Below are 12,732 nucleotides of genomic sequence, written 5' to 3' on the forward strand. Positions count from 1 at the left end.
TCGCCTACTCGGCCGGATGCGGTCCCTCCTGATAGCCGATCCGGCCCCCCGTATGGCCGAGTTGCGGCCCCGATGGGCCGGCGATGCCGACCACGTCGCTGCCATCGTCGCCGGGGCGATAGGTGAGCAGGCGGCGGCTGAGCCGCGGCCCGGCCCAGCGCTCGACCCCCACCGCCAGGCTGAAGATCGCGGGTACGATCAGCAGCGTCAGCACCGTCGACACCACCAGCCCGCCGATCACCACCGTGCCCATCGGCGCGCGCGACGAGCTGTCGCCCGACAGCGACAGGGCCGTCGGCACCATGCCCGCCACCATCGCCACCGTGGTCATCACGATCGGCTGGGCGCGCTTGTGCCCGGCATCGATGATCGCGCTCAGCGTATCGACGCCCTTGGCCATCTCCTCCAGCGCGAAGTCGATCAGCAGGATCGAGTTCTTGGCAACGATGCCGAGCAGCATGAGCAGGCCGATATAGACCGGCATCGAGATCGGCTGGCCCGTCACCCACAGCGCCAGCAGCCCGCCGAGCGGGGCCAGCATCAGCGAGCCGAGATTGACGAAGGGCGGCAGCACGCGGCGATAGAGCAGCACCAGCACCGCGAAGACCAGGAACACGCCCGCGATCACCGCGACGATGAAGTTCTGGATCATCTCCGCCTGCCATTTCGACTGGCCGAGCTGCAACTCGCTGACGCCGATCGGCAGGTTCTTCATCGTCGGCAGCGCATGGATCTCCTTCATCGCCACCGAACTGACGACGCCGGGAGCCAGATCGGCGCCCAGGGTGATCTGGCGCTGCTGGTTGACGCGGTCGATCTTGGTCGGGCCGGAGCCCAGGCCGATATCGGCGACCAGGCTGAGCGGCACCGATCCGCCATTCTGGGTCGCCACCGGCAGGTTCTGGATCGTCGACAGGTTCGCGCGCGCCGACTGGTCGAGCGCGACGCGGATCGGGATCTGCCGGTCCGACAGCGAGAAGCGCGCCGAATTCTGGTCGATATCGCCCAGCGTCGCGATGCGGATCGCGCTCGACAGCGCCTGCGTCGTCACGCCCAGATTGGCGGCCAGGTCCATGCGCGGACGGATCACGATCTCCGGCCGCTGCATCTGGCCCGACACGCGCGGCGCGGTGACCGTCTTCAGCCGCGCCATCTCCGCGACGATGCGGTTGGCGGTCTCGCCCAGCTTCACCGGATCGTCGCCGCCCAGCACGATCGTCAGGTCGCGGCCGCTGGAGCCCCAGCCGAACTGCGACCGGAACGAGACGCGCGCATCCGGGATCTTCGCCAGTTCCGGCGCCAGCTTGCGCTCGAACTCGGTCGAGGTGACCGTGCGGTCCTTGGACAGGATCGCGGTCACGTTGCCGCTGCCGACGCGGGTACGGGCATAGACGGAGGTCACCTCCGGCTGGCGGCGCAGGAAGTCGGCGACCTGGCTGACCACCGCATCGGTCTGCGCCAGCGTCGTGCCGGGCACCATCTCGACCTGCGCGCTCGAATCATCCTCGTCGCGCGTCGGCTGGAAGGTGGAGGGCAGGATGCCGAACATCGCCAGCGTCATCGCGAAGGAGGCGACACCGATCAGCGTCACCCAGACGCGGTGGTCCAGGAAACGGCCCAGCCAGCGCTTCGCCCCGCCCTGCGCCCGCCAGGCGGTGCTGCGACCGCGATCCAGCGTCCAGCGCAGCGTCGCCATGTACCAGTCCATCAACCGCCCCTCGCCATGGCTGGCATGGCCGAAGGACTTGAGGAAATAGGCCGCGATCATCGGCGTGAGCAGCCGCGCGACCGCCAGGCTCATCAGCACCGCCGCGACCACGGTCAGGCCGAAATTCTTGAAGAACTGCCCGGCGATGCCCGGCATCAACCCGACCGGCAGGAACACCGCGACGATCGCCATCGTCGTCGCCAGCACGGCGAGGCCGATCTCGTCGGCCGCGTCGATCGATGCCTGATAGGCGTTCTTGCCCATCCGCATGTGGCGGACGATGTTCTCGATCTCGACGATCGCGTCGTCGACCAGCACGCCCGCCACCAGGCTGAGCGCGAGCAGCGTCATGCTGTTCAGGTCGAAGCCGAGCAGATCCATGACCCAGAAGGTCGGGATCGCCGATAGCGGGATGGCCAAGGCCGAGATGAAGGTGGCGCGCCAGTCGCGCAGGAACAGGAAGACGACGACGACCGCCAGGATCGCGCCCTCGATCATCGCGTGGATCGCGCTCTTATACTGTTCCTCGGTATAGTCGGTGCTGGTCCAGCGCTGGACGAACTTCACCTTGGGATTGCGCTTCTCCAGCGTCTCCAGCTTCTTGACCGCCTCGTGATAGACGGTGACGTCGGACGCGCCCTTGGCGCGCTGGAAGTCGAAGCTGACTGCCTGGCGGCCGTTCACCGCCGCGCGGCTGCGCTGTTCGGCATAGAGGTCGCGGACCTGGGCGATGTCGCCCAGACGCACGGTGCGGCCGCCGCCGACCGCGATCTGCGTGTCGGCCAGGTCGTTGGCGTCGTGCGCATTGCCCAGCACGCGGATCGACTGTTCCGACCCGGCGATCTGCGCGCGGCCGCCCGCCGCGTTCAGATTGACCTGGCGCAGCTGCTGGTTGACCTGGCTGGCGGTCAGCCCCTGGCTCTGCAGCTTGACGGGGTCCAGGATGACGCGGATCTCGCGGCTGACGCCGCCATTGCGGTTGACCGTCGCCATGCCGGGCACCGACAGCAGCTCCTTGGCCACCGTATTGTCGATATACCAGGACAGTTGCTCGACCGTCATGTCGCTGGTGATCGCGGCGAAGCTGGCGATGTCGTTGCCGCTGGTATTGGCGCGGAACACCTGCGGCTCCAGGATACCCTCGGGAAGGTCGCCGCGGATCTGCGCGATCGCGTCGCGCACGTCGTTGACCGCGCGGTCGATCGGCGTGCCGATCGCGAGCTGGATCACCGTCTGCGACTGGCCCTCGGTCACCGTCGAATTGATCTCGTCGATGCCCTGGAGGGCGCGCACCGCCGCCTCCACCCGCTGCGTCACCTGAGTTTCCAGCTCGGTCGGCGCGGCGCCCGGCTGGGCGATGACGACGATCGCGACCGGGAAGTCGATGTCCGGATCGTTGTTCACGTCCATCCGCATGAAGCTGACGATGCCCGCCAACGTCAGCGCCAGGAACAGGACGATCGGCGGCACCGGATTGCGGATCGCCCAGGCCGAGATGTTGCGGAAGCTCATCGGGATCGCCCCTTATGCCTTTTGGAGGACGGGTTTGATCTTCTGCCCGGGCGCCAGGAAGCCGCCTGCCGAGCGCACCACCCGTTCGGTGCCGTTCAGCCCGCCGGTGATCGCGACGCCCGCGTCGGACACCTGGCCCAGCTTCACGTCGCGGCGCTGCACCTTGTCCTGCGCATCGACGATATAGACATACGCCCCCCGATCGTCGCTCTGCAGCGCCGAATCGGGCAGCAGCGGCTGGTAGCTGACGCCGCTGACGATCTGCGCCGACGCGAAGCCGCCTGGCCGCAGCGCGGGGTCATAATGCAGCAGCACGCGGGCGACGCCCTGGCGCGTCTGCGGATCGATCACCGGCGACACCTGCCACACCTCGCCATTAAACCGCTGCGACGAGCCGACCGGCGTCACGATCGCGCGCGCGCCGGGCGACAGGCCGATCAGGTCCGCCTCGCTCAACTGCGCGCGCATCTCCATCTGCCCGCCCTGCGCCATGCGGAACAGCACCCCCGAGCCGGCGCCGACGATCTGGCCCGGTTCCGCCTGGCGGGTCAGCACCAGGCCATCGGCGGGCGCACGGATATCGAGCCGGCCGTTGCGCGCGCGCGATTCGGCATAGCTGGCGCTCGCCACCTTGACCCGCGCCGCCGCCGCGTCGCGAGTCGCGGTACGGCGTTGCAGATCGGCCTTGGAGATGAAGCCGCGATCGACCAGCGCCTTGGCCCGGTCCAGTTCCGCCTGCGCCAGCACCAGATCGGCCTGGGCGACATTGACCTGCGCGCCGAGCGCGGCGGCGGTCTGGGTCTGCACCGAACGGTCGACGGTGGCGAGCACCTGCCCCGCCTTCACCCAGGCGCCCGGCTCGACCAGCACGCGCGTGATCATGCCGCCCTCGCCCGCCACGCCCACCGGCATCTCGCGCCGCGCGGCCAGCGTGCCCGTCGCCTGGATCAGCCGGTCGACGGTCGAGCGGCCGGGCGCGATGACGGAGACGGTGGGCAGCTGCTCGACCGGCTTGGCCGTCGCCGCCTTGTGCCCGCGTCCGAACACCGCCCAGGCGGCGACCGCGACCAGCAGCACCACGACGATCGCGATCACCCAGCGCCGCCGCTTGCGTCCCTGGGTCACGTCCGGGCCGGCCAGCCGTTCCTGCGCGATCGTGCCGGTCTCGTAGTTCATTCTGTCGCCATCCCCGTCCCGCCGCGCAATGTCGCGCTGCCCGTCCCGCGCTGTATTATCCGAATATATCACCCGGCTCAAGTCCCTGTGACTGGCCGAAGTAAAGCCAGTCTGGATGTAATGGGCGCATCGACATACCGGTTTATCGCGGATCGTTCAGCCCCGGTTTGGGCAAGGCAGATCAAAGACGCCGTTATATTCCTGGGGAGATTTTCCGATGCGCCACCTCGTTCTGCTTGCCGCCGCCGCGCTGCCGGCCGCCGCCCTGCCCACCGCCGCGCAGGCACAGCAGGAGACCAGCGTGCTGCCGATGGTGCCTGCCAGCGGCACGTTGCTCGACGTGACGGCGGAGGGCCGCACCACGCGCGTGCCCGACCTGGCGACGATTCGCGCCGGCGTCGTGAACCAGGGCGCGGATGCGGCCGGTGCGCTCGCCGCCAATGCGACGGCGATGACGCGGGTGCTGGCCGGGCTGAAGGCGGCGGGCATCGCCCAGCGCGACATCGCCACCGCCAATGTCCAGCTTTCGCCGCAATATCGCTATCAGGAGAATCAGCCGCCGGTCATCACCGGCTATCAGGCGACTAACAGCGTCACGATCCGCTTCCGCGACATCGCCCGCGCCGGCAAGGTGCTGGATACGCTGGTCGCGCAGGGGGCCAACCAGATCGAGGGGCCGAACCTGTCGGTCGGCGAACCCGATGCCGCGCTGGACGAGGCCCGGACCGATGCGGTGAAGCGGGCCCGTGCGCGCGCCGACCTCTATGCCCGCGCCGCCGGCCTGCGCGTGCTGCGCATCGTCTCGATCACCGAGGCGGGGCAGGATGCCGGCGGGCCCGGCCAGCCGCCGATGCTGATGGCGCGCGCCATGGCGATGAAGGCGGACACGCCGATCGTCGCGGGCGAGAAGGACATCACCGCGACCCTGCAGGTCCGCTTCCTGCTCGGATGACCCTTGCGCGGCGGCGCCCGTCCGAAAAAACGGACAGGCCCGCCATCGGCCGCGATGTTTACGATCTATAAGAAAAGGGCCGCCCGGTGATCCCGGACGGCCCTTTTTTAACCCAAGCGTTTCGGGCGATCAGCGCACGCTGCCGCGACGCACCAGATTGACGATCGCCAGCAGGATGACCGCACCCAGCAGCGACACCAGGAACGACGTGATGGTCAGCGGGGCATTGTTGATCGAACCGCCCGAGATGACCAGGCCGCCGATGAAGGCGCCGACGATCCCAACGACGATGTTCAGGAAGATGCCCTGCTGCGCATCAGTGCGCATGATGATGCTCGCCAGCCAGCCGATGACGCCGCCGATAACCAGCCACAGAATGATGCCCATTTTAATTCCCTCCGTTACAAGCCCTTGCGACGGGGCGCTGACGGAAAGACTCCCAAGAGGCTATTCTTGTTCCGGCTCCGGTCCGATCAATATTTCTGCTGCTGCCGCTCATAGAGGGAACGATAATGCTGGATGCGGGTCACCCGCAGCCCCGGCATGCCCGAACGGTCGATCGCCCGCTGCCAGCCGGCGAACTCCTCGACCGTCAGGCCGTATCGCTCGCACACCTCGTCGACCGTCAGCAGGCCGCCATTCACCGCGGCGACCACTTCAGCCTTGCGGCGCACCACCCAGCGCGTGGTCGAGGGCGGCGGGAGGCTATCGACCGTCAGCGGCTCCCCAAGCGGGCCAATGACCTTAGCGGGGCGGATTTTTTCGTTCTGGATCATAATTTTACCTCAACCGGGGAAGCCCGGCCCCCTTTCTGAACGCGTGTCACGCTATACTGGCGGGACTTGAAGATCGGCTGAAACGCCGCGGTAAACGGCATCTTCACTCCTCCTTCCACAGGGTGATCGCCTCGGCGACGGCACGGTTGAACGTGCCGTCGACCGGTGCGAACGGACCGGCATCGAGCCGCGCCTGGACCTCGGCCGTCTCGCTTTCCATCTGCCGTGCAGCCACGCCCACCATCAGCACGGCCCAATCGCCGCGCCAGGTGACCAGGTCCGCCGACCGATCGAAACGGGGAAAACTAAGGTCCAAGAATCGCCTCTGTCGCCAATCGTTCGACCGGCTTAGCCCCGAGGGCATGAAAACCCGGTAAAGCTGTTGGAAAGAGTTCGTGAACCTGTCTTAACCCCGGAACGGTTCGACCCGTTAACCAAGGGCTCGGCGTACGGTCGCGGGCATGGCCGGACGGGCCGCAAGCGACTATAAGGCGGGGATGACCGACGTGGATTTTCAGCTGGGACCGGACATTGCGCGCCGGCGGATCGTCGTCGCCATGTCGGGCGGCGTCGACTCCTCGGTGGTGGCGGCCCTGGCCAAGGCCACGGGGGCGGAGACGATCGGCGTCACGCTACAGCTCTACGATCATGGCGAGGCGACCAAGCGCGCCGGGGCCTGTTGCGCCGGCCGCGACATCCGCGACGCGCGCGCGGTCTGCGACCGGCTGGGCATCCCGCATTATGTGCTGGACCATGAGGATGCGTTCCGCGCCAACGTGGTCGACCGTTTCGCCGACGAATATCTGGCGGGGCGGACGCCGATCCCCTGCGTCCAGTGCAATATGGGGCCGAAATTCACCGACCTGCTGGCGATGGCCCGCGACCTGGGCGCGGATTGCCTGGCGACCGGCCATTATGTGCAGCGGATCACGGGGCCGGCGGGCGCGGAGATGCATCGCGGGGCCGATCCGGCGCGCGACCAGAGCTATTTCCTGTTCGCCACTACGCAGGACCAGCTCGATTACTGCCGCTTCCCGCTCGGCGCGCTGCCCAAGGCGCGGGTGCGGGAAATCGCCGCCGAACTGGGGCTGGGCGTCGCCACCAAGCCCGACAGCCAGGACATCTGCTTCGTCCCCGATGGCGACTATGCCGGGCTGGTGCGCAAGCTGCGCCCCGAGGCGGAGACGGCGGGCGAGATCGTCGACCTGGCCGGCCGGGTGCTGGGCCGGCATCGCGGGCTGATCCACTTCACGGTCGGGCAGCGGCGCGGGCTGGAGATCGGCGGCGCGCCCGAGCCGCTCTATGTCGTCCGGCTGGACCCGGAGAGCCGCCGCGTCGTGGTCGGCCCGCGCCGGGCGCTGGCGGTGTCGGCGGCGCGGCTGGAGGGGGTCAACTGGATCGGCGGCGATCATCAGGGGCCGCTGACCGCCAAGGTGCGATCGATGGCCAAGCCGGTACCGGCACGGTTCGACGGTGCGCGGCTGATGTTCGATTCGCCCGAATATGGCGTCGCGCCGGGCCAGGCCGCCGTCCTCTATGCCGGCGAGCGGGTGCTGGGCGGGGGCTGGATCGCCGCGACCGAGGCGGCGGATCAGGCGTTGGAGGACATGGCGGCGGCCTGATCCTGCTGCGGCCGCCGGGGCTTACACCTTGGCGGCGTAGATCATCCGGCCCTGGCCCAGGCGCGCGAACACCTGGTCGAGGTCGTTCTCGCCGACCGCGAAACAGCCCTGGCTGCGGCCGAGCATCCCATGGGTGCGCAGCATGTCCTCATTGGCATACCAGGCCGAATGGATGACGATCGCCCGGTCGAGCGCATTGTTGTTGGTCGGGTCCAGCCCGATCAGCCGCTGCGAGCGGCCATGCCGGCCGACATAATAATCGTCGGTCAGGAAGGCCCCCTCGGACGAGGCGTTCGAGCCGAAATCGTTGGAGAAGCGCTTGAGATAGCCGGTATGGGCCGGGTCCGATCCGCTGCCATGCGCGACGCGCAGCGACTGGCTGCGCCCGCTGGCCAGATCGACGAAGTGGAAGCGCGGCTGGTTCGATCCGGCGGTGAAATCGACGATCGCCATGCGGTCGCGATTGGGAATGCGGCTGCCATGGCGTTGCAGCGCGGCATAGGCTTGGCGGAACAGCTCGGGTCGCACGACCCGGGCGGAAAAGGCCGGCTCGGTCAGGGTCGTCGCCGGCGCATCGGGTGCGCTGAGCGGCTTCAGATCGCGCTGGGTCAGGCGGCGTGGCGTGGACATGGCCGCGCTGGGCACCGCCATGGTGGCCGCCAGTACCAGAGTGTTCTTAATCAGCGCGCGCCGTCCGCGCGCGACCTCTTGATCGTGCATCGACTTCCCGGATCATTGTGAACCCCGCGCTGCATCCTATAGCATCGAAAACCTTGCATTTCTGTAGCCCCGGCCGCCGCTCGTTCCCGTTTTCCCGTCGCTCCGCCGCATCCCTCCCACCATTCGGCGCGAGTCGCGCATGGCACCGTTCGTCGCATCGCGCGTTAACGAATCCGGAAAGGGGATAGACAAGGGGACGAACGCAATGAAGAAGATGTCGGTTACTCTGTTCGCCATGACGAGCGCGCTGCTGGTCGCGCAACCGACTTTCGCCCGGTCCGAAGCCGCGATGATCGATGCGGCCGCCGCCGAACTGGCCCCCAATGATTATGTCTGGACCGACACCGCGCCGCCGCCGACCGCCCCGGGCCAGCCGAGCCCCGTCGCGGTGGCGCAGCCCGTGACCCTGGTGGTCAGCCTGCCCCTGCAACGGGCCTATCTCTATCGTGGCGACGTGCTGGTCGCCGCCTCCACCGTGTCGACCGGCCGCGACGGCAACGACACGCCGACCGGCATCTATCCGATCCTGCAGAAGAACAAGGATCACCGCTCCAACATCTATGACGGCGCGCCGATGCCCTATATGCAGCGCCTGACCTGGGACGGTATCGCCCTCCATGCCGGCAACAATCCCGGCTTTCCCGATTCGCACGGCTGCGTCCGCCTGCCGGCCGGGTTCGCCAAGAAGCTGTTCGGGGTGACGACGCTGGGCACCACCGTGGTCATCACCGACGAAGCGGTCGTCGGCGACCGGCTGGACCGCAGCCTGCTCCAGAGCGATTCGGCCCGCGCCAACGCCACCCAGATCGCCGCGCTGGACCGTTGAGCCGCTGTGTCTAGGCGGGAAGCCCCAGCGCGCGCAGCCGCGCGATGCAATCCTCGGCCCCGACGAACAGGATCGATCGCAGTCCCATCGCCTCCGCGCCCGCGACATTGGCGGCATTGTCGTCGATGAACACCGCCTCTTCGGGCCGGAGGCCGAACCGGTCGAGCGCCAGCCGGTAGAGCGCCGGATCGGGCTTCACCAGCTTCTCCTCGCCCGACACCACGATGTCGCGGAACCGGTCGAACAGCGCCGCCTCCTGTGCGCGGAAGGGCGGAAAGAATTCATGGCTGAAATTGGTGATCGCGAACAGCGGCACACCAGCGGCGTCGAGTCGCTCGACCAGCGCGTGCATATGCTCGACCGGCCCCGGGATGCTCTCCCCGAATCGCGGCCCCCAGGCGGCGATCAGCGCCGCATGCTGGGGATGGCGCGCGATCAGCTCCGCCGAGGTGTCGGCGAAATCGCGCCCCTCGTCGTGCTGGTAATGCCAGTCGTGCGTCACGACCTTGCGCAGGAACGCGTCGAGCGCCTCACCCTCGGGGATGAGGCGCTCGTAGAGGAACCTGGGGTCCCAATGGTACAGGACGCGACCGATATCGAAGATAACGGCCTTGGGCGTCATGTTCAGCCCTGGCGGGCCTTGAACCGGCGGTTGGTTTTGTTGATGACATAGGTGCGACCGCGACGGCGGATCACGCGGTTGTCGCGATGACGGTCCTTCAGCGACTTCAGGCTGTTGCGAATTTTCATGGCGCACTTCTGTTGGGATGGTGTCGGAAAGTCCCGCCGCCTAGGGAAGGATGGGGCTTGAGTCAAGCAACGCAGGCCGCCATCGGTGCGTTACGCTATCGCAACCGTTCCAAGAGGCCACTGCCCATGCTCCTCCGCCGCCTGTCCTTCCTCCCGGCCCTGCTGCCGATCGCGGCGCTGTCCGCCTGCGCCACCACCACGTCGCTGCCGCCGACCGAGGTGCTGCGCTATCACCTGGGCGAGCCGATCGACCGGGGCACCATCTCCGTCCAGCCGCTGGGCGCGGAGAATGCCCCCGCCAGCCTGGAGTTCAAGACCTATGCCGCCGCCGTCGAGACGCAACTGCTGCGCAACGGCTATGCGCTCGCCAAGCCGGGCACCAAGCCGCAGCTGATCGCCACGGTCGGCTTCACCCGCGCCGATGTCGAGGGGCCGGCGCGACGCTCGCCCGTCTCGATCGGGCTGGGCGGCGGATCGTTCGGCGGCGGGCGCGGCGGTGGCGTCGGCTTGGGCGGCGGCGTCAACTTCCCGATCGGTGGCGGCGGTCCGCGCACGATGATCGCCACCGAACTGGCGGTCACGATCAAGCGCAGCGTTGATCAGAGCCCTGTCTGGGAGGGTCGCGCCCATTCGGTCAGCGATCCGCGCAAGGCCGCCAGCGATGTCGGCGCCGAGGCGAACACGCTCGCCGCCGCGCTGTTCACGGGCTTTCCGGGCGAGTCCGGCCGGACTATCCAGGTCAAATGAGCATCATCATCAACGCCGCCTTCGATGGCGGCAACATCCGCGTGGTCACCATCGAGGGTGACCGGGTCGACCTGGAGATCGTCCAGGACAAGGATTCGGACTTCTACCAATGGTTCTCCTTCCGCGTCGCCGGGGCGGCCGGGCGGACGCTGACCTTCCGCATCCTGAACGCGGGCGGATCGGCCTATCCGTTCGGCTGGCCGGGCTACAAGGTCCGCGCCTCGACCGACCGGCTGGCGTGGCGACAGACCGAGACGCGCTATGCCGACGGCGTGCTGGAATGGCAGTGGACGGGCGACGCGCCGCTCGTCTGGTTCGCCTATTTCGCGCCCTATACGATGGAGATGCACGAGGCGCTGGTGGCGCGCATCGCCCAGGCGCCCGGCATCGAGCATCGCGAACTCGGCCAGAGCCTGGACGGACAGGCGATCGACTATTTCCGGATCGGCACCGGCCCCAAGCAGGTCTGGCTCTATGGCCGCCAGCATCCGGGCGAATCGATGACCGAATGGTGGATGGAAGGCGCGCTGGAGCGGCTGATCGACGCGGCCGATCCCGTCACCGCCGACCTGCTGGCCCGCGCGACCGTCCATGTCGTGCCCAACATGAATCCGGACGGCACGCGGCGCGGCCATCTGCGCACCAATGCGGTCGGCGTGAACCTCAACCGCGAATGGCACGCCCCCACGCCGGAGCGCAGCCCGGAGGTGTTGTGCGTCCGCAACCGGATGGACGAGACCGGCGTCGATGTGGCGATCGACGTGCACGGCGACGAGGCGATCCCCGCCAACTTCCTCGCGGGCTATGAGGGGATACCGAGCTGGACCGAGGAGCATGGCGCCAAATTCTACGAGTTCGGCCGCCGTCTCGCCGCGCATACGCCGGAGTTCCAGACCGAGCAGGGCTATGAGAAATCCTCGGCCGGCAACGCCAATCTCTCCATGTCGACCAACCAGCTGGCGGAGCGGTTCGGCGCGGTGTCGATGACGCTGGAGATGCCGTTCAAGGATCACGACCCCAATGCCGATCCGGAGTTCGGCTGGAGCCCCGACCGCTCCAAGCAGCTCGCCCATGCGATGCTGGAGACGCTGCACGCGATGCTGGATCAGTTCTGACACCCTGGGGGAGTGGAATGCTCCCCCAGGCATCACCCCGGCAGGCGCGGGACGTCTAAAGCAGTCCGCGCCGCCATGGGGATGACGCTCAGCCCAGCACCTCCGCCAGGAAATCCGTCGCCGCGCGCCAGCTGCGCCGGTCGGCGGGTTCGTCATGGCCGAAGCCGCCATCGGTCTTCGCCACCGCCCGGTCGGTGAAGGCGTGGCCGGCATGGCCATAGGCATGGATCTGCCAGTCCGCGCCCGCCGCCGTCAGCTCCTGCCCCAGCCCGACCAGCGCCTCCGGCGGCGCCAGCGGATCGTCCCAGCCGTGACAGACCAGCAGCTTCGCCGCGATCCGGTCTGGCGTCGTGTAATCCGGCCGGTCGTAGAGCCCGTGGAAGGATACCACGCCGCGCACGCCCAGGCCGGCGCGCGCCATGTCGATCACCGCCTTGCCGCCGAAGCAATAGCCGATCGCCGCGCAGCGACCGCCGTCCACGCCGGACAGCCCCTTCAGCGCCGCCAGCGACGCGTCCAGCCGGTCGCGCAGCAGCGCGCGGTCGGCGTTGAGCGGGTCCATGTAGCGCGACACGTCCGGCTCGCCGCGCCGGGCGCGCTTGCCCTGCCCGTACACGTCCGCGACCAGTGCGACATAACCCAGCGTTGCCAGCCGCTCCGCCACCTCGGTGTCGCTCTCCTTCGCCCCCAGGATGTTGGGCACGACCAGTACGCCCGGCCGCGTCGCGCCCGCAGCCGCGTCGCGCACCGCCACGCCCTCGAAGGGGCCGCCCGGCCCGTCATAGACCAGTGTCTGTCGTTCGATCGTCATCGCCATCCTCACTCCTG

The 12,732-nt window shown here is 68.3% G+C and carries 14 protein-coding genes; 5 read left to right on the plus strand and 9 right to left on the minus strand.

The annotated features are described in order from the left end of the window. Positions 1 to 4: 4 nt before the first annotated feature. Both QE452_RS14245 and QE452_RS14250 read right to left on the minus strand, forming a co-directional pair. Entirely contained in the window at positions 5 to 3,220 is a 3,216-nt protein-coding gene (locus QE452_RS14245) for an efflux RND transporter permease subunit (protein WP_309659577.1), read from the minus strand. A 12-nt stretch (positions 3,221 to 3,232) separates the two neighbouring features. Continuing rightward, positions 3,233 to 4,396, minus strand: a complete 1,164-nt coding sequence (locus QE452_RS14250) for an efflux RND transporter periplasmic adaptor subunit (protein ID WP_309659576.1) — start codon at positions 4,394 to 4,396, stop codon at positions 3,233 to 3,235. A gap of 217 nt (positions 4,397 to 4,613) precedes the next feature. On the opposite strand from QE452_RS14250, the gene QE452_RS14255 reads away from it, so the two are divergent. After that, on the plus strand, positions 4,614 to 5,348 hold the full coding sequence (locus tag QE452_RS14255) for an SIMPL domain-containing protein (protein WP_309659575.1): 735 nt from the start codon (positions 4,614 to 4,616) through the stop codon (positions 5,346 to 5,348). Between the two features lie 129 nt (positions 5,349 to 5,477). Here the strand turns inward: QE452_RS14255 and QE452_RS14260 are convergent, their stop codons facing one another. The 3 genes from QE452_RS14260 to QE452_RS14270 form a co-directional block, all read right to left on the minus strand. Continuing rightward, positions 5,478 to 5,735 carry a GlsB/YeaQ/YmgE family stress response membrane protein gene (locus QE452_RS14260; protein ID WP_125993663.1) on the minus strand — a complete coding sequence of 86 codons (258 nt, stop codon included), beginning with the start codon at positions 5,733 to 5,735 and terminating at the stop codon, positions 5,478 to 5,480. 86 nt (positions 5,736 to 5,821) lie between these two features. Further along, positions 5,822 to 6,124 carry a DUF1153 domain-containing protein gene (locus tag QE452_RS14265; protein ID WP_125993664.1) on the minus strand — a complete coding sequence of 101 codons (303 nt, stop codon included), beginning with the start codon at positions 6,122 to 6,124 and terminating at the stop codon, positions 5,822 to 5,824. Between the two features lie 103 nt (positions 6,125 to 6,227). After that, the gene (locus QE452_RS14270; protein WP_125993665.1) at positions 6,228 to 6,440 is read right to left on the minus strand and encodes a hypothetical protein; all 213 of its coding nucleotides are present in this window, start codon (positions 6,438 to 6,440) and stop codon (positions 6,228 to 6,230) included. 181 nt (positions 6,441 to 6,621) lie between these two features. Here QE452_RS14270 and mnmA point away from each other — a divergent pair, with 181 nt between their 5' ends. Continuing rightward, positions 6,622 to 7,746: a tRNA 2-thiouridine(34) synthase MnmA gene (mnmA, locus tag QE452_RS14275; RefSeq protein WP_309659696.1), complete on the plus strand. Its 1,125-nt coding sequence runs from the start codon at positions 6,622 to 6,624 to the stop codon at positions 7,744 to 7,746. A 21-nt stretch (positions 7,747 to 7,767) separates the two neighbouring features. Here the strand turns inward: mnmA and QE452_RS14280 are convergent, their stop codons facing one another. Beyond that, positions 7,768 to 8,466, minus strand: coding sequence for a murein L,D-transpeptidase catalytic domain family protein (locus QE452_RS14280; RefSeq protein WP_125993667.1), 699 nt, complete (start codon positions 8,464 to 8,466; stop codon positions 7,768 to 7,770). Positions 8,467 to 8,671: 205 nt separating this feature from the next. On the opposite strand from QE452_RS14280, the gene QE452_RS14285 reads away from it, so the two are divergent. After that, entirely contained in the window at positions 8,672 to 9,292 is a 621-nt protein-coding gene (locus QE452_RS14285) for a L,D-transpeptidase family protein (protein WP_309659574.1), read from the plus strand. A 10-nt stretch (positions 9,293 to 9,302) separates the two neighbouring features. Here QE452_RS14285 and QE452_RS14290 read toward each other — a convergent pair whose 3' ends face one another. Then, the gene (locus tag QE452_RS14290) at positions 9,303 to 9,914 is read right to left on the minus strand and encodes an HAD family phosphatase (RefSeq protein WP_309730306.1); all 612 of its coding nucleotides are present in this window, start codon (positions 9,912 to 9,914) and stop codon (positions 9,303 to 9,305) included. A 2-nt stretch (positions 9,915 to 9,916) separates the two neighbouring features. Continuing rightward, positions 9,917 to 10,042, minus strand: coding sequence for a type B 50S ribosomal protein L36 (ykgO, locus tag QE452_RS14295; protein ID WP_003046794.1), 126 nt, complete (start codon positions 10,040 to 10,042; stop codon positions 9,917 to 9,919). Positions 10,043 to 10,168: 126 nt separating this feature from the next. On the opposite strand from ykgO, the gene QE452_RS14300 reads away from it, so the two are divergent. Continuing rightward, a complete protein-coding gene (locus QE452_RS14300; protein ID WP_309659572.1) occupies positions 10,169 to 10,789 on the plus strand; it encodes a DUF4136 domain-containing protein in 621 nt (206 codons plus the stop codon). Continuing rightward, positions 10,786 to 11,904 (plus strand): M14-type cytosolic carboxypeptidase, encoded by a 1,119-nt coding sequence (locus QE452_RS14305; protein ID WP_309730307.1) that lies wholly within the window; start codon positions 10,786 to 10,788, stop codon positions 11,902 to 11,904. The genes QE452_RS14300 and QE452_RS14305 overlap by 4 nt, the downstream gene beginning before the upstream one ends. A gap of 88 nt (positions 11,905 to 11,992) precedes the next feature. On the opposite strand, the gene QE452_RS14310 is transcribed toward QE452_RS14305, so the two are convergent. Further along, positions 11,993 to 12,715, minus strand: a complete 723-nt coding sequence (locus QE452_RS14310; protein WP_309659570.1) for a dienelactone hydrolase family protein — start codon at positions 12,713 to 12,715, stop codon at positions 11,993 to 11,995. Positions 12,716 to 12,732: the final 17 nt, after the last annotated feature.

This window comes from Sphingomonas sp. SORGH_AS_0438 (assembly GCF_031453475.1).
Taxonomy (GTDB): Bacteria; Pseudomonadota; Alphaproteobacteria; order Sphingomonadales; family Sphingomonadaceae; genus Sphingomonas.

What these genes read in the sequence shown, in the direction of transcription:
- QE452_RS14245 (WP_309659577.1), bottom strand. Translation starts at nt 3,220, where the DNA reads ATGAGCTTCCGCAACATCTCGGCCTGGGCGATCCGCAATCCGGTGCCG.
- QE452_RS14250 (WP_309659576.1), bottom strand. Translation starts at nt 4,396, where the DNA reads ATGAACTACGAGACCGGCACGATCGCGCAGGAACGGCTGGCCGGCCCG.
- QE452_RS14255 (WP_309659575.1), top strand. Translation starts at nt 4,614, where the DNA reads ATGCGCCACCTCGTTCTGCTTGCCGCCGCCGCGCTGCCGGCCGCCGCC.
- QE452_RS14260 (WP_125993663.1), bottom strand. Translation starts at nt 5,735, where the DNA reads ATGGGCATCATTCTGTGGCTGGTTATCGGCGGCGTCATCGGCTGGCTG.
- QE452_RS14265 (WP_125993664.1), bottom strand. Translation starts at nt 6,124, where the DNA reads ATGATCCAGAACGAAAAAATCCGCCCCGCTAAGGTCATTGGCCCGCTT.
- mnmA (WP_309659696.1), top strand. Translation starts at nt 6,622, where the DNA reads ATGACCGACGTGGATTTTCAGCTGGGACCGGACATTGCGCGCCGGCGG.
- QE452_RS14280 (WP_125993667.1), bottom strand. Translation starts at nt 8,466, where the DNA reads ATGCACGATCAAGAGGTCGCGCGCGGACGGCGCGCGCTGATTAAGAAC.
- QE452_RS14285 (WP_309659574.1), top strand. Translation starts at nt 8,672, where the DNA reads ATGAAGAAGATGTCGGTTACTCTGTTCGCCATGACGAGCGCGCTGCTG.
- QE452_RS14290 (WP_309730306.1), bottom strand. Translation starts at nt 9,914, where the DNA reads ATGACGCCCAAGGCCGTTATCTTCGATATCGGTCGCGTCCTGTACCAT.
- ykgO (WP_003046794.1), bottom strand. Translation starts at nt 10,042, where the DNA reads ATGAAAATTCGCAACAGCCTGAAGTCGCTGAAGGACCGTCATCGCGAC.
- QE452_RS14300 (WP_309659572.1), top strand. Translation starts at nt 10,169, where the DNA reads ATGCTCCTCCGCCGCCTGTCCTTCCTCCCGGCCCTGCTGCCGATCGCG.
- QE452_RS14305 (WP_309730307.1), top strand. Translation starts at nt 10,786, where the DNA reads ATGAGCATCATCATCAACGCCGCCTTCGATGGCGGCAACATCCGCGTG.
- QE452_RS14310 (WP_309659570.1), bottom strand. Translation starts at nt 12,715, where the DNA reads ATGACGATCGAACGACAGACACTGGTCTATGACGGGCCGGGCGGCCCC.